Raw genomic sequence first — 19984 nt, forward strand, 5'->3', positions numbered from 1 at the left:
CGAAGTTCTGATCTGCCCCCGCTCGTCGAGCGGGATGTCGCGCCCCACCCCGCCGATCTAGGGCCTATCGTCGTGAGTCGATCTCCACAAGCGACAACGGTCCCTAGATCGACGAGGCAGTAGGCTCGCGGACGCGCGGGTGGTTTCCGTGCGGCCGGAGGCCGGCAGGCGTGGACTAGGGCGGGGAGTGGGACATGAGTGACGAGGCGACGCGGGAGCTGACCACGGTGTCGGCGGCGGCCGGCGGGACGACGCAGGTCTCCGACGAGGTGATCGAGAAGATCGCCGTCGCGGCGGCCCGCGCGGTGCCCGGGGTGGCCGAGTTGGGCGGGGACGTGGCCCGGTTCTTCAACTCGTTCCTCGACAAGGTGGGGCTGGACCAGGTGGGCGACGCCCGGCGGGGTTGCTCGGCCCACGTGACCGGGGACGCGGCCGTGGTGAACCTGGTGCTGGTGATCCAGGCAGGTCAGCCGGTTCCGGAGATCACCGGCCAGGTGCGGGCGCGGGTGACCGAGGCGGTCGAGGCGTACGGGTTGCGGGTCGACGAGGTCAACATCCGGGTGGACGACGTGGCGATGGGCGGGCCCGCGACTCCGACGGCCTGACCTCCGACAGGCCGGATCGGCTGGCGGCCTGTCGGCCGACGCGCTTGTCGGGCCCGGTGCCTCGGCGGTCGTGGGGGTGCCACTAGGCTCCTGGCGTCAAGGTCCTTAATGGACTACCTCGTCGGGAATGGACTATTTAGATGGCGAAAATCTCGCGTCGCCCCCGCCCTCGCAACGTCATCGCTGCTGTCGCTCTGGCCAGCGGCCTGGTGTTGGGCACCGCTTCGCCGGCTCTTGCGGACTACAACAGCCCGATGTACTCGACGATGTCGGCGTGCAAGGCGGCGCGGCCGGGGTACGTCTCCACGTGGACGTCGCCACAGCAGTGCTACCCGATGTACAACTGGAACGGCACCAAGTTGGTCGGATACGCGTTCCTGGTGAAGACCCGAAACAGCTAGATCAGTCGTCTGGCCACGGCTGCGGGAGCGGGTGGTCCCCGTTTCGGGATGACCGCCCGCGCCCGCATGCCTCCCGACCTGGAATCCGCTCACCTCACGTTACCCGCCGGTACGACGTGACTTAGCGATCGTTCAGGCGAGGGCTCTACACTCGGTGTGCAATCGAGGACCGAGGAGGAGCCCTGCGCATGGACGCCGACGAGATCGACGCCGGACGGGCACGCTGGCAGGCCCGGTACGACGCCGCGCGCAAGCGGGACGCGGACTTCACCACTCTCTCCGGGATGCCGGTGGAGCCGGTCTACGGGCCGCCGGAGGGCAGCGCGTACCCGGGCTTCGAGCGGATCGGCTGGCCGGGCGAGTATCCGTACACCCGGGGTTTGTATCCGACCGGCTATCGCGGGCGGACCTGGACGATCCGGCAGTTCGCCGGCTTCGGCAACGCCCAGCAGACCAACGAGCGCTACAAGATGATCCTCGGCGCCGGCGGCGGTGGCCTCTCGGTCGCGTTCGACATGCCGACGCTGATGGGCCGCGACTCGGACGACCCGCAGGCGCTCGGCGAGGTCGGCCACTGCGGCGTCGCCATCGACACCGCGACCGACATGCAGGCGCTCTTCGACGGCATCGACCTGGCCGACGTCACCACCTCGATGACCATCTCCGGCCCGGCCGTGCCGGTGTTCTGCATGTACCTGGTCGCCGCCGAGCGGCAGGGCGCCGACCTGTCCAAGCTGGACGGCACCCTACAGACGGACATCTTCAAGGAGTACATCGCGCAGAAGGAGTGGCTCTTCGACCCGGAGCCGCACCTGCGCCTGATCGGCGACCTGATGGAATACTGCGCCGCCGAGATTCCGCGCTACAAGCCGCTGTCGGTCTCCGGCTACCACATCCGCGAGGCCGGTTCGACCGCCGCGCAGGAGTTGGCGTACACCCTGGCCGACGGGTTCGGCTACGTGGAGCTGGGCCTTTCGCGCGGGTTGGACGTCAACGTGTTCGCGCCAGGGCTGAGCTTCTTCTTCGACTCGCACCTCGACTTCTTCGAGGAGATCGCCAAGTTCCGGGCCGCCCGCCGGATCTGGGCCCGCTGGCTGCGCGACGTTTACGGCGCGACCAGCGAGAAGGCCCTCTGGCTGCGGTTCCACACGCAGACCGCCGGGGTGTCGCTGACCGCGCAGCAGCCGGTCAACAACGTCGTACGCACCGCCGTCGAGGCCCTCGCGGCGGTGCTCGGCGGGACCAACTCGCTGCACACCAACGCGCTGGACGAGACCCTGGCGCTGCCCACCGACGAGTCCGCCGAGATCGCCCTGCGTACGCAGCAGGTGCTGATGGAGGAGACCGGCGTCGTCAACGTGGCCGACCCGCTCGGCGGTTCCTGGTACGTCGAGGCGCTCACCGACAAGATCGAGGCCGAGGCGGAGGAGATTTTCGCCCGGATCCGGCAGCTCGGCGGGGAGGGGCCGCACCAGATCGGCCCGATGACCTCGGGCATCCTGCGCGGTATCGAGGACGGCTGGTTCACCGGGCACATCGCCGAGTCGGCCTTCGTCTACCAGCAGGCTCTCGAAAAGGGCGACAAGAAGATCGTCGGGGTCAACTGCCACACCGGCACGGTGGCCAAGGAGCTGGAGATCCTGCGCATCTCGCACGAGGTGGAGCTGGAGCAGCGCCGGGTCCTCACCGAGCGCAAGAACGCGAGGGACGAGTCGGCGGTCCGCGAGGCGGTGACCCGGATGGTCCAGGCCAGCCGCACCGACGAGAACATGATCCCCGCCATGCTCGACGCCGTCCGCGCCGAAGCAACCCTGGGCGAGATCTGCGACGCGCTCCGGGCCGAATGGGGCACCTACCGCGAACCCGCCCGCTTCTGACCCACACACCCCCGCCGATCTTGCAATTGCTTGCCGGGCGGATGCCGCATATGCCGCGTCTCCCCGACAGAAAGTGCAAGATCGGCGGGGGTGTGGGGTAGGGCGTGAGAGTCGCAACGTCGGGGTTGCGGGTGAGCTGAGAATTCGGGCTCACGTGCGAGACTAGGTAACCATGAGCGACCCACGGATCACCTCGTCGATCTTCACCCGCGGCGCGGTCGACCTCAGCACGCTGCGCGGCCCCGCACCAGCCAGTACCCGCCCCGGCACACCCCCGCAGAGCGGCCCGTCCAACGGCGCCCCCGGCACGCCCACCTCCGGCGGTGACATCGTCGACGTCACCGAGGCGACCATCCAGTCCGACGTGCTCGAACGGTCGATGGCCATGCCCGTCGTCGTGTTCTTCGGCGCGGCCGGCTTCCCGGAGAGCGACGAGTTCGCCCCGGTCCTGGAGCGGATGAACGCCGAGGACGGCGGCACCTGGGTGCTGGCACGGGTCGACGTGCAGGAAAATCCCCGAATCGCCCAGATGTTCCGGGTCCAGGGCATCCCCATGGTCTACGCGGTCGTCGGCGGTCAGCCGGTCGACGCCTTCTCCGGTGTGGTGCCCGAGGCGCAGCTGCGGCAGTGGATCCAGGCCGTGCTCAAGGCCGGCGGTGTGGCCGTCGCCGAGCCGGAGGACCCGCGCCTCGACGAGGCGGACGACGCGCTGATGAGCGGCGATCTGGACGCCGCCGAGCAGGCGTACCGGAAGATCCTGGCCGACGCCCCGGCGGACGCCGCGGCCACGGCCGGGTTGGCCCAGGTCGGGGTGGCCCGCCGGGTGGCCGGCGCAGACCCCGCCGCCGCGCTGGCCGCTGCCGAGAGCGCCCCCGACGACGTGGCCGCCCAGCTGCTGGCCGCCGACATCGAGGTGCTCAGCGGCCTGGCCGAGCAGGCGTACGCCCGGCTCGTCGGTCTGGTCCGGCGCACCGCCGGTGAGGACCGCGAGACGGTCCGCCAGCACCTGGTCTCGCTCTTCTCCATCGCTGGCCCGGACGACCCGGCGGTCGCCTCGGCCCGCCGGGCACTGGCCAGCGCCCTGTTCTGAGTTCGTAGCACGCCAGCGCGGGCCGGCGTTCCGGCCGGCCCGCCCGACCACCGAGGACGGGAGCTCATGATGCGCCGGATCGCCGTCCTCGACGCGCCGACAAATCTCGGTCTGCGGCCGCCGACGTCCACGTCGGTTCCGGGTTGCGGCAAGGCGCCCGGAGCGCTGCGTGACCATGACCTGCTGGCCCGGCTGCGGGCCCGCGACGCCGGCTGCATCACCCCACCCCGGTACGACCCGGGCGACTGGCGGCCCGGCGACGGGGTGTGCCACGCCCGGGAGATCGCCGACTACTCGCTGGCCCTCGCCGAACGGATCGGCTCGATCATCGACCGGGGCGAGTTCCCGGTGGTGCTGGGCGGCGACTGCTCGGTGCTGCTCGGCTCGGCGCTGGCCATGCACCGCCTCGGTGAGGCGGTCGGCGGGCGGATCGGGCTGGTCTTCGTGGACGGGCACTCCGACTTCCGGCACCCCGGCAACGCCTCCTACGTGGGCGCTGCCGCCGGTGAGGACCTGGCCCTCGTCACCGGGCGGGGGCAGGCCGACCTGGCCGCGCTGGAGGGGCGCCGGCCCTACTTCCGCGACGTCGACGTGGTGGTGCTCGGCATCCGGGCGCAGGACGAGTACCGGCTCGACCTCCAGGCCGCCGGGATCACCACCCGGCCGGTGCCGGCGCTGCGGGCCGAAGGTGCCGCCCGGACGGCCCAGTGGGCGCACGAGCAGCTCGCCGACTGTGCGGGCTACTGGGTGCACATCGACGTGGACGTGCTCGACCCCGCGGTGATGCCCGCCGTGGACGCTCCCGACCCGGGTGGGATCGCCTTCGCCGAGCTGGAGATCCTGCTCGCAGGCCTGGTCGACACCCCACACTGCCTCGGCGTGGAGCTGACCGTCTTCGACCCCGACTACGACCCGGACGGCTCGTACGCGGCCGAGATCGTCAACACCGTGGTCGCCGGCCTGGCCCCGGTCAGCGCCCCGGAGGCGGTGCCGCCGCGGCTGCTCTCGTCCCGGCCGACCCCCAGCCCGCGGCGCGGTAACGGCCGGACCAAAGCCGCCGCTGAACGACCCGACGGCCCGCGAACCGTGCACCGCGACGAGGCGCCGTACGCCGCACCTGACTTCGCCGCCGGTGCCGGTTCCTCCGCCGACGCCCAGCCGGACAGCGTGCGTGCGGGGGAGCCGTCCGGCGTGCGTGTGGCCGAGCAGACCGGTGCTGACGTGGCGGGCCGGCTGTCCCTCGGCGGTCTGGCCCCGGCGGAGTCGGACCCGCTCCGCATCCTCGGCCCGATCCACTCGGAGCCGGTCGGCGTCCCGGCCCCCGTCGAGCGGGAGCCGGTGGGCCCACCCGCTTCGGCAGGCCCAGGCCTGCTGCGGCGACCGTCGTCAACCGCGCCGGACCCCAGTGACAACCCCAACGCCGACACAGCCTGACCCGCCCCTCCGGCCACACTCGCGGCTCCACGGCGGCGGACTGAGCTGATCGTCACGCTGTCGGGGATATGGGGGTGTCCCGGCTGTCTGGACACCCCCACATCGCCGATCTGGAGTCGATCACCGCGGCCGAGCAGCGCTCGGGGTCAGGTGGTGGGGAGGGCGCGGAGGAAGCGCTCGGCGATCGGGACGGCTGAGGCCGTGCTGGCGCCGCCCTTCTCCACGAAGACGGCGAACGCCACGTCGCCCCGCCAGCCGACGAACCAGGCGTGGGTGTGGGCCGGATTGTCGTCGTACTCGGCGGTGCCGGTCTTGCCGAAGACCTCGCCTGGCACATCCTTGAGCGCGCTGCCGGTGCCGGTGGTGACCACCTCGCGCATCATCGTGCGCAGCGCCGCGACCGATTCCGGCTTGAGCTGCTCGCCCGCCGGAGCCGACTTGGCCGGCGCCGGGTCGATCAACAGCTTCGGCTGTTCGAAGCGGCCTCGGGCGACGGCGGCGGTGGCACCGGCCATGGCCAGCGGGCTGACCAGCGTGGTGCCCTGCCCGAACGAGGCTGCGGCCTGCTCGGCCCGGCTGCCGCCCGTCGACACCTTGCCGGTGAAGGCGTCCGTGCCGAGGTCCCACTGACCCTCCAGGCCCAACGAGCGGCCGGCGGCCGCCAGCCCGTCGCCGCCGAGCTTCGGCGCCAGCGAGGCGAACGCCGTGTTGCAGGACTTGGCGAAGTCGGTGCGGAACGGCACCGAGCCGAGCTCGAAGTTGTCCGAGTTCTTGAAGGACCGGCCGTCCACGGTGAAGGTCTTCTTGCAGTCCACCGGCCCGTCCAGGGTGACCGCGCCCCGGTCCAGCAGGCCCAGGGTGCTGACCATCTTGAACGTGGAGCCCGGCGGCACCTGGGCGGTGAAGGCCAGGTTCTCCCCGGCTGGCCCGGGGCCGTTCGACGCGGCGAGCACCGCACCATCGCTGATCCGGAGCGCCACCAGCGCGGATCGGCGCGACTCGGCACGCAGCGCCCCGTCGGCGGCGTTCTGGACGGCGACGTCCAGCGTGGTCTTCAGGGCCTGACCGGGCTGCGGCTCCCGGCGGAACAGCTCGGTGCCGGTGGATTCCAACTTGCCGCCCTCGACCGGACGCTCGACCACCACGGTCAGCCCGGGGGCGCCGCGCAGCCGTTCGTCGTAGCGGCCCTGCAGCCCGCCGTGCCCGACCAGGTCGCCGGCGACGTACCGGTCGGGGTGCGCGGTCAGGTCGTCGGCCTGCGCCTGGTCGACTGTGCCGAGCACCGCCCGGGCGAACTCCCGGGTCGGCGCCAGGTCGATCTTGTCGGCGATGAACTTGGTGCCGGACAGGTCGTAGATCCGGGGCTTGATCTGCAGGTACGCCTCCTGGCGGAGCGACACCACCTCGACGAAGGCGCCCGGGTCGGCCTTGGCCACCCGCTCGGGCAGGTCGGTCAGGTCGACGCCGGGAATGAGCGCCGGGCGGATCGCCTTGAACGCCGCGCCGAGGTCCTTGACCAGCTTCTTGAGGTCGGCGACCTCGTTGGGCTGCACGCCAACCCGGACCACGGGGCGGGAAGCCACGATCGGTTGCCCGGCGGCGTCCAGCACCCCCGCGCGGGCACTGGCGTCGCGGCGCAGCCCCAACCGGTCACCCTTGGTGAGCTGCTCGTGCACCACCCTGGGCTCCCAGATCACCTGCCACTGGTCGCCGTCGCCCTGAGCGAGCCGCACCTCCCGGTCGTACGCCCAGCGGGTCTGACCGGGCAGGTTCCACTCCACCTGGACGGTCGCGGTCGCGATGTCCGCCGTGAGCTTCGGCTCGCCCCGACGCGTCAGCGTGGGCGGGGTGGCCGCCAGCTCACCGGAGAGTTCCTTGATCTCGCGAGTCACCTCGGCCGACGGCAGCTTGGTGCCGGTCGGGTCGATCAGGCCGACCGCCTGAAGATCGCCGCTGCGCCAGCCGGCGAGGAAGGCGTCAACGGTGCGCTGCGGCCCGTCCTCGCCCGAGCAACCAACCAGAACGCTGGCCGTGAGCAGCGCCGTGGTGAGGGCGGCGACCAGACGGCCGGTGGGGTTCGGCCGGTGGGGCCGGGGGTACGACAAGGGCATGGAGCGGGTCCTTCCGATCTCGGACTGCCCCCGCACGGTAGTACGCGATCGGTGTCCTCGACGTCCCCCGGTGGCCGGGCGCGCCAAAGACGGGCCGCGCCCGTGTGATGAACATCGCGTGGCGGGGTATCCCGCAACCGGCCAACCTCGGACCCGCAACGGGTGAAAGGACAAAGTCCCGATCCGGACGTCCGGCCAGTGGTCCGCCGACGGAGGCGCAGAACGGCAGGGCCTAGGCTGGGCGTCAGAGTGACCCACAACGCGGTGGGTCGAGGGGAGTGGCACCGATGGACCGGCGTCCGGCGATCAAACCGGAACCCGACCTCCGGCAGGATGACACCGGCCGGGACGACGACAGCTTCGATTCGGCTACCGACGGGGACGGCTACGGCCGGCTCGACACGGGAGTCACCGGGCTGACCGGGTCGAGCATCGACACCATCTACGATCTGGGCCTGCCGACCGAGGCGTTGGCCGACGATGTGGAGGACGCCGAGCTCGACGAACCCGTTCCCAACGCGGAGCGCCTGGTGGCCCAGGCTGTCGCGCTCGCCGGGGACGACCACGACGCGGCGACCCTGGTCAGCCGTTTCTGGCGGTTCGCCCCGGACGAGGAGCTGGTCGGCTTCACGGCAGAGGAAATGCTCGACGCGGCCCGGGCACACCGGGACCTCGCCCAGCAGCGGGTGCCTGGCGAGTTGAAGCTGCGGATCCACGAACCGCACGCGGACCAGCACCACACGGTCGTCGAGATCGTCACCGACGACATGCCGTTCCTGGTCGACTCGGTGACCGCGCTGCTCAACTCGTACCACCTCGACGTACACCTGCTGGTGCACCCGCTCGTGGTGGTGCGGCGTGAGCCGCTGGGCCGGCTCACCGAGGTCTCCGCGGACGTGGAGCCGGACGACGCGATCGCCGGCGACATCATCGAGAGCTGGATGCGGATCGAGATCGACCCGGTCCGGGACGCGGCCGAGCGGGAACGGCTGCGCCGCGAGTTGCAGCGGGTGCTCACCGATGTGCGGGAGGCTGTGGAGGACTGGCCGAAGATGCGTCAGCGTGCCCTCGCGCTCGCCGACGAGCTGGCCTCGGCCCGCACCTCCGACAACCGCCCACCGGTGCCGGAGAAGGACATCACCGACTCGGTGGAGCTGCTGCGGTGGCTCGCCCAGGACCACTTCACCTTCCTCGGCTACCGGGAGTACCGGCTGGTGAGCGCCCCCGGCGACGACGCCACCGACCCGGTCGACGGCAAGGCGTTGGAGGCGGTGCTCGGCACCGGTCTGGGCATCCTGCGGTCGGATTCGCCGGAGGCCCGGTCGCTGTCGTCGATGACGCACGAGGCGCACGAGAAGGTGCTGGAGAAGCGCCTTCTCATCATCACCAAGGCCAACTCGCGGGCCACCGTGCACCGCTCGGCGTACCTGGACTACATCGGCTTCAAGATCTTCAACTCCGACGGCGAGGTGATCGGCGAGCGGCGCTTCCTGGGCCTGTTCTCCACCGCCGCCTACCGGACCAGCGTCCGCGAGCTGCCGGTGGTACGCCGCAAGGTGGCCGAGGTGTTGGACCGCTCCGGCCTGAGCCGGCGCAGCCACTCCGGCAAGGATCTGATCCAGATCCTGGAGACCTACCCGCGCGACGAGCTGTTCCAGATCAAGACCGACGACCTGTACCACGCGGTGATCGGCGTACTGCGGATGGCTGGCCGTCGGCAGCTGCGGGTCTTCCTGCGTCGGGACGCGTACGGGCGGTTCATCTCCTGCCTGATCTACCTGCCCCGGGACCGGTTCACCACACAGAACCGGCTGCGGATGCAGGACATCCTGCTGCGTGAGCTGAACGGTGTCGGGGTGGACTACACCACCCGGGTCACCGAGTCGATGCTTGCCCGGGTGCACTTCATCGTCCGTACCGACCCGACCCGGCCGCCCGGTGAGATCGACGCCGACCTGTTGGCCGAGGAGTTGGCCGACGCGACCCGGCTCTGGGACGACGACTACCGGCTGGTGCTGGAACGCAAGCTCGGTGACGAGCAGGCCAAGCACCTGTTCGCCCGGTACGCCGACGCGTTCCCGGAGGGCTACAAGGACGGGCACACGCCGTACGAGGCGATGAAGGACCTGGCGAAGCTGGAGCTGCTGGAGGAGCCCGGCCAGCTGGAGATGCACCTGTTCCGCAAGCAGCTCGCGCCCCGACCCGGCACCCGGGTGCCCGGGGCGGACCTGGCCGAGGCGATGGACGTCCGGTTCAAGGTCTACCGGTACGGCGAGCCGATGATGCTCTCCGCCGTGCTGCCGGTGCTGCACTCGCTCGGCGTCCGGGTGGTCGACGAGCACCCGTACGAGGTGGACCGGATCGACGGCCGGGTGTATCTGTACGACTTCGGCCTGAGGTTGCCCGAGGGGCACCAGGAGTTGGCCGAGGTGCGCCCGCACGTGGAGAACGCGTTCGCGGCGGCCTGGCGCGGCGAGGCCGAGGTGGACCGCTTCAACGAGCTGGTGCTGCGCGGCGGGTTGACCTGGCGGCAGGTGGTGGTGCTCCGGGCGTACGCGAAGTACCTGCGGCAGGCCGGCACGGTCTTCTCACAGGACTACATGGAGCAGACGTTCATCGCGTACCCGAAGCTCGCCGCGTTGCTGGTGGAGCTGTTCGAGACCCGGTTCGCGCCGGGCGAGCTCACCGCCGAGGAGCGTCAGCAGCGCAGCGGTGAGCTGGTGGAGACGATCCGGGACGCGCTGGACGACGTGGCCAGCCTCGACCAGGATCGGATTCTGCGCTCCTACCTGACGCTGATCGAGGCGACCCTGCGGACCAGCTTCTACCAGAAGCGCGCAGGCGGGCGGCCGAAGGCGTACGTGGCCTTCAAGCTCGACCCGCAGGCCATTCCGGACCTGCCGGCGCCGCGGCCGAAGTTCGAGATCTTCGTCTACTCGCCCCGGTTCGAGGGCGTGCACCTGCGGTTCGGGCCGGTGGCCCGGGGCGGGTTGCGCTGGTCCGACCGGCGGGAGGACTTCCGTACCGAGGTGCTCGGCCTGGTCAAGGCGCAGATGGTGAAGAACACCGTGATCGTGCCGGTGGGCGCCAAGGGTGGCTTCGTGCTGAAGCAGAAGCCGGGTGACCGGGACGAGGCGGTCGCCTGCTACCAGGAGTTCGTCGGCGCGATGCTCGACGTCACCGACAACATCGTCAGCGGGCAGATCGTGCCGCCCGAGGACGTGGTCCGGCACGACGGCGACGACCCGTACCTGGTGGTGGCGGCGGACAAGGGCACCGCGACGTTCTCCGACATCGCCAACGAGATCTCCAAGACCCACAACTTCTGGATGGGCGATGCGTTCGCCTCCGGTGGTTCGGCCGGCTACGACCACAAGAGGATGGGCATCACCGCCCGGGGCGCCTGGGAGTCGGTCAAGCGGCACTTCCGGGAGTTGGGCCTGGACACCCAGACCCAGGACTTCACGGTGGTGGGCGTTGGCGACATGTCCGGTGACGTGTTCGGTAACGGGATGCTGCTCTCCGAGCACATCCGGCTGGTGGCCGCCTTCGACCACCGGCACATCTTCCTCGACCCGGAGCCGGACGCGGCCACCTCGTACGCCGAGCGCCGGCGGCTGTTCGACATGCCCCGTTCGTCCTGGGAGGAGTACAGCCCGGAGCTGATCTCGGCCGGTGGCGGCATCTTCTCGCGTACCGCGAAGTCCATCCCGATCACGCCGCAGGTCCGGGCGGCGATCGGCCTGGACGACGACGTCACGCAGCTCTCGCCGCAGGAGCTGATGAAGGCGATCGTCACCGCTCCGGTGGACCTGTTCTGGAACGGCGGTATCGGCACCTACGTCAAGGCGTCCACTCAGACCAACGCCGAGGTGGGCGACAAGTCCAACGACGCGATCCGGGTGGACGGGCGTAGCCTGCGCTGCCGGGTGGCGGGCGAGGGCGGCAACCTGGGCTGGACCCAGCTCGGCCGGATCGAGTACTCGTTGACCGGTGGCCGGATCTACACCGACTTCATCGACAACGCGGCCGGGGTGGACACCTCCGACCACGAGGTGAACATCAAGATCCTGCTGAACACCGCGGTCGCTGACGGCGAGCTGACCACGGCCGAGCGGGACGAGCTGCTGGCCGGGATGACCGACGAGGTCGCGGAGCTGGTGCTGCGGGACAACTACGACCAGGCCCGGGCGATCAACAACGCCCAGGCCCAGGCTGCCTCGCTGCTCCCGGTGCACCGTCGGATGATCAACGACCTGGAGCGCTCGGGTGCGTTGGACCGGGCACTGGAGGCGTTGCCGCCGGACGAGGAACTGGCGGTCCGCAGCGAGTCGGGGCTGACCGCGCCCGAGTTCGCGGTGCTGCTCGCGTACGTGAAGATCGTCCTGGAGCGGGAGATCCTCACCGAGGGCCTGGCCGACGAGGAGTGGACGACCGAGGTCCTGGTCAACTACTTCCCGACGCCGATGCGTGAGCGGTTCGCCGACCGGATGGGCCGGCACCGTCTGCGCCGGGACATCGTCACCACCGTGCTGGTCAACGAGGCGATCAACCGGGGCGGCATCTCGTTCGTCTTCCGGGTCGTCGAGGAGACCGCGGTCAGCGCGGCCGACGTGATCCGGGCGTACGTGGTGGTCAGCGAGGTGTTCGGGCTGCGTGAGCTGTGGGACGCGGTCGAGGCACTGGACAACAAGATCGCGCCGGACCTGCAGACCAGCGTGTACCTGGACACTCGGCGGCTGCTCGACCGTGCGGTGCGGTGGTTGGTGTCCAACCGGCGCTCGCCGATCGACGTGCCGGGCGAGATCGCCCGGCTGCGCGACGGTGTGGCCCGGCTGCTGCCGGGGCTGGAGGAGCTGTTCTACGGCACCGAGCGGCAGGGCATCGTGGCGCACATCGACTCGATGACCGATCGTGGCCTGCCCCGGGAGCTGGCGGAGCGCGCGACGCGGCTCATGTACAGCTTCGGTCTGATGGACGTGGTGGAGACCGCGACCGGCAGCGGGCGGGACGTCAGCGAGGTGGCCTCGGTCTACTTCGTGCTCTCCGACCTGTTCCGGGTGGACTCGCTGCTGTCGAAGATCTCCCTGCTGCCGCGGGAGGATCGCTGGCAGACGCTGGCCCGGATGGCGCTGCGCTACGACCTGTACGCCGCGCTGGCCGCGCTCACCGCGGAGGTGCTCGACTCGACCCCGGAGGAGCTGCCGCCGCACGAGCGGGTGCAGCAGTGGGAGCAGTCGAACGCCACCCCGATCCACCGCGCCCGCCGGGCGATGGGGGAGTTCGACGAGTCGCGGGCGGATCTCGCCGCCCTGTCGGTGCTGCTGCGCCAGATCCGCACCCTGGTGCGGACCTCCGCCGCAGCCTGACTCAGGTACACCGGACGCGGTCCGGCCGGACGGGGTGACCCGACCGGCCGGACCGCGTTCGTGTTGGCGGGTCACTCCACCAGGGTGGCGAAGACGACCACGTTGTCCGGATAACTCTTGACGGTCTCGTCGAACTGACCGCCGCAGGTCACCACGCGCAGACCGGGCCGGTCGTTCGGCCCGTAGACCAACTCGGTGGGGAAGGACGTCTTCGGGTACGACTTCACCGAGTCGACCCGGAAGGCGACCGGTTGTCCGTCCGCCCGCCCCACGGTGATCGTGTCGCCCGGGACGAGGGAACCGAGGTCGAAGAAGACGGCCGGGCCGAGCTTCGCCGAGTCCACGTGACCGACGATGACCGCGTTGCCGGTCTCGCCGGGGCTCGCGCCCGGCTCATACCAGCCGGCCTGGTCGGCCTTTTCCAGCGGGGGAACCTGGACCGTGCCGTCCGGGTTGGTGCCCAGCGACATGAGCGGCGCGTTGACGCCAATCCGGGGGATCTCGATGGTGGTCGGTGCGGAACGGGCCAGTCCGGCCGGAGCGTCCCCCTGCGCGACGGGTTCCCCGTCGACCGGAGGGACGTCGGTGCCGTTGACCGCCGGCCCGCTGACCTCGGGGCCGGCCTGGGCCAGCGGCTGTGGCGGGCGGGGAGCGGGCGTGGTTTTCAGGGAGGCGCCGATCATGCCGGCGCCGACCATGGCCAGGGTGACGACGACGGCCGCGCCGGCGGCACGCCACGGTTTCCCGTGACGGCCGCCGGCCCGTGTCGCCGTCACGTCAGACGAGGGAACCATCGGTCCGCCGACGACGCATCAGCACGATCCCGCCCAGCGCGGCAGCGCCGAGCACGCTCGCCCCGCCGGTGGCCAGGCCACGGTCGGTGCCGGTGCTGGCGCCACCGTCACCACCGTCGACACCGCCGTGCGGCAGCACGACGAGCTCGCCCTCGCCGCACGAGCCCTTGAGCTCGTAACGACCCGGCTTCGCGTCCTTGTCGACCTTGGCCTCGCCGTAGTAGACGAACTCGCGCTCCTTCTCCCAGCTGCGCTCGTCCGAGCTGCGCTCGTCGGAGCCGTATTCGCCGTTCTCCTTGGAGTCCCAGCTCTTGTCGGAGCTGCGCTCGTCGGAGCCGTACTCGCCGTTCTCCTTGGAGTCCCAGCCCTTGTCCGAGCCGTACTCGTCCGAGCTGCGCTCGTCGGAGCCGTATTCGCCGTTCTCCTTCGACTCCCAGCTCTTGTCGGAGCTGCGCTCGTCGGAGCCGTACTCGCCGTTCTCCTTGGACTCCCAGCCCTTGTCCGAGCCGTACTCGTCCGAGCTGCGCTCGTCCGAGCCGTACTCGCCGTGCTCCTTGGACTCCCAGTCCTTCTTGCCCTCGTCCTTGGAGTCCGAGTCCTTCTTGTCGCGGCTGTCTTCCGCGTCCTGGCCGTGCTCTTCGCCCTTCCAGTCCTTGCTGCCCTCGTCGCCGTGGGCGTCGGCGGCAGCGCCGCCACCCTGGCCGCCGGGCTGGGCGTCGTCAGCGGGCGGTTGCGGCTTGTCCTTGCCGTCTTCGCCCTTGCCGTCTTCGCCCTTACCGTGGTCGTCCTTGCCGTTCTCGTCCTTGCCGTTCTCGTCCTTGCCCTCGTGGTCCTTGCCCTTGTCGTCCTTGCCGTGTTCGTCCTTGCCCTCGTGGTCCTTGCCCTTGTCGTCCTTGCCGTGTTCGTCCTTGCCCTTGTCGCGGTCGGAGGAGTTCTCCTCCCCGCGCCACTCGCGGTCCTCGCCCCGGTCGTCGTGCACCGGCTTGAGCTTGACCTTGCCGGTGACCTTGGACCACACGAACGCGTGCTCCTGCCGATCCGGGCAGATCTCGAGGAGCTTGACCTCTTCGCCTGCCTTGACGACGTGCGGCTTGGCGAAGACCTTGCCGTCACGGTCCTTACCGCCGTCGTGGTGTCCGTCGGCGAACGCGATCCCCGGCGCGAACACCAGGAGCGATGCACCGCCGAGCGCGGCACCCGCAACGACCTTCCCGAGCATCTTCTTAGCCATGACCTGCGTCACTCCATCCCTGTTGTCCTGAGCCCGGCGACAACCGAGCTAAGACCGACGTTAGACGGTTTCATGACTTATGAAGTGAAAGATTCGTGTTCTGAGCTTTGGTGTAACTAAGAGGTGAAGGAGTGCTACGCGGCTTTCGCCGGGGAGAGCGCCGTCTCTGCTGGCCCACGTTGTTCCGTGCGTGCCACGGCCTTCCGTGCTCGCCGTGCGTGGCCGGCTGTGGTCGTCCGGTAGCGACGGGCAGGGTCGTGCTGGTGCGGCTCGGGCATGGTCGGGGGTATCGTCCGAAACGGGCCCAGGGCGGCCCCGGGGGCGCAAGGCATCGAGCCATTGCCATGGAAGCGCTCCCATGCGAGAATCGGCGAACGCGGTTCGGGGAGCCACACCGCGCAGGTAGGGAGTCGAGGGCACCCGGTTCACCGGGCGACATCCCACCGCCGATCGACCGGCCGCTGCGCCGGTTGGCACCACCACCACCCTCGCCCGTCCGGGTCGGGCACCCCCCAAAAAAATCCCGTTGGCGCCGGCGGCCGTCCGTGCAGGACGCCCACCGGGCCGTCTCGCCGGGCCGTACGTGGGCCCGGTCTCGCCCAAGGAGATCAGTGGCATGAATGTGTGGAGAAGGCTGTCCGGCCCACGCCGGGGCCTCGTGCTCGCCGGCGCGGGCGTCCTGGTCGCCGGCGGGTTGGTGACGATCCCGGTTACCGCGGCGCAGGCCGCGACGCAGTGCGACGTCGCCTACACGACCAACGACTGGCCCGGGGGCTTCACCGGGAACGTCACCATCAAGAACCTCGGTGACCCGATCAACGGCTGGACGTTGAGCTGGACTTTCCCCAACTCCAGCCAGCGGGTGCAGCAGGGCTGGTCGGCCGAGTTCAGTCAGTCCGGCAGCCAGGTGACCGCGCGCAACCTGTCCTACAACGGCAACCTCGCCACCGGCGCGTCGACCAGCCTCGGCTTCAACGGCGCGTGGAGCGGCAGCAACCCGAAGCCGACCTCGTTCACCGTCAACGGCGTGGTCTGCAACGGTGGTAGCCCCACCACCCCGCCGCCCACCACACCTCCGCCGACCACCCCGCCGCCGACCACGCCTCCGCCCACCACCCCGCCGCCCACCACGCCTCCGCCGACCACGCCTCCGCCGGGCACGAAGGTGGACAACCCGTACGCCGGGGTGCGCGGGTACGTGAACCCGGAGTGGAAGGCCAAGGCGGACGCCGAGGCGGGCGGAAGTCGGGTCTCCAGCAACCCCACGGCCGTCTGGCTGGACCGGATCGCCGCGATCAACGGCACGCCGGACAGCAGCTCCAACGGCGCGTTCGGGGTGCGTGAGCACCTGGATGAGGCGCTGCGTCAGGGCGCCGGTTACATCCAGTTCGTGATCTACAACCTGCCCGGCCGGGACTGCTCCGCGCTCGCCTCCAACGGTGAGCTTGGCCCGAACGAGCTGCCCCGATACAAGGCCGAGTACATCGACCCGATCGCCGCGATCCAGGGCGACGCGAAGTACCGGAACCTGCGGATCATCAACGTCATCGAGATCGACTCGCTGCCGAACCTGATCACCAACACGTCCGGTCAGGCCGGTGGCACGGTCATGTGCGACACGGTCAAGGCCAACGGCGCGTACGTCAACGGTGTCGGCTACGCCCTCGCCAAGCTCGGTTCGATCGGCAACGTCTACAACTACATCGACGCCGGCCACCACGGCTGGCTCGGTTGGGACACCAACTTCGGCCCGACCGCCGACATTCTGAAGACCGCCGCGGTCGCCTCCGGCAGCACGGTGAACAACGTGCACGGGTTCATCGTCAACACGGCGAACTACTCGGCGCTGCGCGAGCCGTACTTCAAGGTCACCGACAACGTGAACGGCCAGACGGTGCGGCAGTCCAAGTGGGTCGACTGGAACTACTACGTCGACGAGTTGTCGTTCGCCCAGGCGTTCCGCGACAAGCTGGTGTCGATCGGCTTCAACTCCGGCATCGGCATGCTGATCGACACGTCCCGCAACGGCTGGGGCGGCTCCGCGCGGCCCACCGGACCGGGCGCGACGACCAGCGTCGACACGTACGTCAATGGGGGTCGCCTCGACCGACGGGGCCACCTCGGCAACTGGTGCAACCAGGCCGGTGCCGGCCTCGGCGAGCGTCCCCGGGCCAACCCGGAGCCCGGCATCGACGCGTACGTCTGGGTGAAGCCGCCGGGTGAGTCGGACGGCTCCAGCAAGGAGATCCCGAACAACGAGGGCAAGGGCTTCGACCGGATGTGCGACCCGACGTACGGCGGCAACGCCCGCAACGGCAACAACCCGTCCGGAGCGCTGGCGAACGCGCCGATCTCCGGTGCGTGGTTCTCCGCCCAGTTCCAGGAGCTCATGCGCAACGCGTACCCGGTGCTCTGACCGGATCGCGTCCGCAACCACCCGCCGCCGGCAGTAGGTGAGGCACTGCCGGCGGCAGGTCCCCCGGGTCCCCGACCCGACCGTGATGGTCGGGTCGGGGACCCACCCCCGTACCCCGTCAGGGCACGGTGCGCTCGATCGCCGCCCGACCCTGCTCGGCCAGGTCGCGGCGGGCCTTGTCCAGGTTCTCCGGAGTGAGGTCCTGCCCGCGGGCCATCACCAGGTCCTCCGGCTCCCAGGGCTGCTCCGCCCCAGTGCGAATGTTGTCCCCGCCAGCGCCGGTGCCCGTACCGGTCGCCCCGGTGCCGGCAGCGTAGGGGTCACCGATCAGCTCGTCGGTGCCCGGCGCGAGGTCGTTCGGCCGGCTGCGGGGCTCGGAGAAGGCCGGGGTGTCCCGGTCCGGGCCACCGCCGGTCCGCAGCTGCGGGACGCTGGTGTCATCATCCACCGCCGAGGCCACCTCCGGGCTGTCCTCCAACGGCGGTTGGCGATCGCGATCGGTCATGGTGCTGCCTCCTGGGTCCGACACGGTGCCTGATTTCCCTCGCGTACCCCCTGGTGTCCTGCTCATGCCGCACGGCCCGGCCGTCAGGTGCCGGGCGTACGCCACCAAGAGGCCACCGATCACGCGCCGGATGTCGAACAGCCCGGCCGCGCGCGCCCTATTACCCCGGGAGCCGTATTCGGGTGTGCCGGGGCGGTCTGGTGGCCTTCCGGCCCGGACGGGCGACATCACAGGTGGCTTTGACGGATGCGCGGAGGCGCCCCGGCCGACCGGCCGGGGCGCCCCTGGTCTGTCGTCGCTCAGCGACCCAGCACGCGGTCCAGGAAGTCCCGGTAGCGGCGCACCGCCACCCGCAGCTGCTCGGTGTCCGCCGAGCCGGCGTCCTGCCATCCGCCGAGGGTGGTCTTCTGCGCGGCCAGCGCCGAGGCGAGGGCCTGGATGGCCTCCTCCACCAGCGCCTGCGCCTCGGCGGCTGCGCCCTGCGGATCGTCCACGAAGCGCAGCTGCACGTCCCGCCAACGGTCCCGGAACGCCTGTGCCGTGTCGGCGTCGAGGAGCGCGGCCGCCTCGGCTGCCACGGTCGACCCGGCCGGTAGGGACGTCCCAGCGGACCCCAGCGAGGTGCCGGTGCCGCGCCCGGCGAGCACCGGGTCGGCGTCCGGTGAGACCGCGTCCGGATCGACCATCTCCGGCGTCGCGCTGCCGTAGGCGGCCGCGTCCGAATCGCCACCGGCCACGGTCGGATCGCCGCGCCGCTCGGACGCACCGTTCGTGCTTCCCGGCGGTACGGCCGTCTGCGCGGACGTGTCTTCGTCGGCACGCCGGTCGTCGTCGGTGTCCGGGTCGACATCGGCGTCGGTGTTCCGGCGGTGCAACTCGGCGGTGGGATCGGCGCGCAGACCCGCACGCTCGCCGTCCTCGGCACCGTCGCCCGGCTGGGCGGTCCGCTCGGCCCGGGGGTCCGGCTGGTCCTGCGGGCGCGGGCTCGCCAGCGCGGACGCCGCCACCGCGTCGGCCACCGTGGTGGCGCCGAACGTGGTCGGCAGCGGCCCCGGCTCGTGGAACCCGCCCTCGTCGTACTGGTCGTCGGACCGGTCGTCCGGCCGGCGGCGCCGGTCGGAACCGTCGGTCCGCTCGTCGGCCGCGGACGGGTCGTCGAAGGTGCCCCGGTCGTCCAGGGCGTCCTCGGGCACGTCCGAGCGGCCGGCCCGGTCGCCGGCCGGGGGCACCGGAACCGGCTCGGACCGGACCGCCTCCGGATGGTCGTTGCTCACCTGCTGGTCTTCCTGGCGCATCGGTGGCCTCCTCAGCGGCTCGTGGCGTCGTGCGGGGTGTCCGGGTGGCGCTGCTCGGGCGGGTGGTGGCCGACCGGCTCCTCGCCGAGCAGGTCGGCGAAGAGTGCCCGGTAGTGCACGACCGCCTGGCGCAGCTCCTCGGTGCTTGCCTCGCCCCGGGAGTTGCGCAGGTGGATCTCGTGCGCGTCCCGGTAGTTGGTCAGCGTGCGGGCGTGGTCGACGGAGAGGTGGGCGGTCTGGTCGGAGAAGTCCCCGGTCGGGTAGCCCTGCTCCTCGATGAGCCGGGTGACCAGTTCGTCCGCGTCACCCACGGTCTCGCTCGGCGAGTCGATGAAGCGGACCTGGAGCTCCTCCCAGGCGGAGGCGTAGCGGGCCCGGGACTCCGGGCTGAGCGGGGTGAGCTCGAGTTCGGCGTGCCGGCGTTCCCGGTCGCGCAGCTCGCGCTCCGCGGCGGATCGGCTGTCCTGCTCGGCAACCACCCGGTCGTACTCCGGGCCGAACCGGCTGCGCAGCTCGCGGCGCCGGATGAGCGACCGGGCGGCCACGGCCAGTGCCGCGATCACCAGCACGACGAGCACGATGACGATTATCTGCGTGGGCGACATGGGCTCCTCCTTCGTTACCCGGTATTCCCTCCGCGTACTGATCGCCAATCCCGTTCCGGCGCACTTTCCTTGCCGGCCTGCGTTCGACGTCGAGATTTCCTCGCCAACGATGACGAGGCACACAGTGCCGCATCCGACTAAAACTTGACTCATTCCAGAAAACGAGCTTGGGTGGGGTGATGCCGGATCGCGACGGTGCGCGAACGGCCACACCTGGACGCCGACACGATCACCCGGCTGACCCGGGTCCG

The 19984-nt window shown here is 70.7% G+C and carries 13 protein-coding genes; 7 read left to right on the forward strand and 6 right to left on the reverse strand.

Annotated features, from left to right (window positions below; genetic code table 11):
- Window positions 1-194 precede the first annotated feature (194 nt).
- The 5 genes from ABZT18_RS20225 (at window position 195) to ABZT18_RS20245 (ending at window position 5407) form a co-directional block, all read left to right on the forward strand.
- Window positions 195-605, forward strand: coding sequence for an Asp23/Gls24 family envelope stress response protein (locus ABZT18_RS20225; RefSeq protein ID WP_354996232.1), 411 nt, complete (start codon window positions 195-197; stop codon window positions 603-605).
- A 140-nt stretch (window positions 606-745) separates the two neighbouring features.
- Entirely contained in the window at window positions 746-1006 is a 261-nt protein-coding gene (locus ABZT18_RS20230; RefSeq protein WP_354996231.1) for a hypothetical protein, read from the forward strand.
- 188 nt (window positions 1007-1194) lie between these two features.
- Window positions 1195-2883, forward strand: a complete 1689-nt coding sequence (locus tag ABZT18_RS20235) for a methylmalonyl-CoA mutase family protein (RefSeq protein ID WP_355252159.1) — start codon at window positions 1195-1197, stop codon at window positions 2881-2883.
- Window positions 2884-3055: 172 nt separating this feature from the next.
- Entirely contained in the window at window positions 3056-3973 is a 918-nt protein-coding gene (locus ABZT18_RS20240) for a tetratricopeptide repeat protein (protein WP_354996229.1), read from the forward strand.
- A gap of 66 nt (window positions 3974-4039) precedes the next feature.
- A complete protein-coding gene (locus ABZT18_RS20245) occupies window positions 4040-5407 on the forward strand; it encodes an arginase family protein (RefSeq protein WP_355252162.1) in 1368 nt (455 codons plus the stop codon).
- 146 nt (window positions 5408-5553) lie between these two features.
- Here ABZT18_RS20245 and ABZT18_RS20250 read toward each other — a convergent pair whose 3' ends face one another.
- Entirely contained in the window at window positions 5554-7518 is a 1965-nt protein-coding gene (locus ABZT18_RS20250; protein ID WP_355252165.1) for a penicillin-binding transpeptidase domain-containing protein, read from the reverse strand.
- 287 nt (window positions 7519-7805) lie between these two features.
- Between ABZT18_RS20250 and ABZT18_RS20255 the strand changes: the two genes are divergently transcribed.
- Window positions 7806-12887, forward strand: a complete 5082-nt coding sequence (locus ABZT18_RS20255) for an NAD-glutamate dehydrogenase (RefSeq protein ID WP_354996226.1) — start codon at window positions 7806-7808, stop codon at window positions 12885-12887.
- Window positions 12888-12958: 71 nt separating this feature from the next.
- On the opposite strand, the gene ABZT18_RS20260 is transcribed toward ABZT18_RS20255, so the two are convergent.
- Both ABZT18_RS20260 and ABZT18_RS20265 read right to left on the reverse strand, forming a co-directional pair.
- Entirely contained in the window at window positions 12959-13663 is a 705-nt protein-coding gene (locus ABZT18_RS20260) for a class F sortase (RefSeq protein WP_354996225.1), read from the reverse strand.
- 1 nt (window position 13664) lies between these two features.
- Window positions 13665-14912: a hypothetical protein gene (locus ABZT18_RS20265; protein WP_355252168.1), complete on the reverse strand. Its 1248-nt coding sequence runs from the start codon at window positions 14910-14912 to the stop codon at window positions 13665-13667.
- A 616-nt stretch (window positions 14913-15528) separates the two neighbouring features.
- Here ABZT18_RS20265 and ABZT18_RS20270 point away from each other — a divergent pair.
- A complete protein-coding gene (locus ABZT18_RS20270; RefSeq protein ID WP_354996223.1) occupies window positions 15529-17328 on the forward strand; it encodes a glycoside hydrolase family 6 protein in 1800 nt (599 codons plus the stop codon).
- A 118-nt stretch (window positions 17329-17446) separates the two neighbouring features.
- On the opposite strand, the gene ABZT18_RS20275 is transcribed toward ABZT18_RS20270, so the two are convergent.
- The 3 genes from ABZT18_RS20275 to ABZT18_RS20285 all read right to left on the reverse strand — a co-directional run bounded on the left by ABZT18_RS20275 (window position 17447) and on the right by ABZT18_RS20285 (window position 19733).
- Entirely contained in the window at window positions 17447-17833 is a 387-nt protein-coding gene (locus ABZT18_RS20275; RefSeq protein ID WP_354996222.1) for a hypothetical protein, read from the reverse strand.
- A 299-nt stretch (window positions 17834-18132) separates the two neighbouring features.
- Window positions 18133-19128 (reverse strand): hypothetical protein, encoded by a 996-nt coding sequence (locus ABZT18_RS20280; RefSeq protein ID WP_354996221.1) that lies wholly within the window; start codon window positions 19126-19128, stop codon window positions 18133-18135.
- 11 nt (window positions 19129-19139) lie between these two features.
- Complete coding sequence (locus tag ABZT18_RS20285; RefSeq protein ID WP_355252171.1) at window positions 19140-19733, reverse strand: hypothetical protein; 594 nt, start codon at window positions 19731-19733, stop codon at window positions 19140-19142.
- Window positions 19734-19984 lie beyond the last annotated feature (251 nt).

It is taken from the genome of Micromonospora sp. NPDC005291 (assembly GCF_040607415.1).
Classification (GTDB): Bacteria; Actinomycetota; Actinomycetes; order Mycobacteriales; family Micromonosporaceae; genus Micromonospora.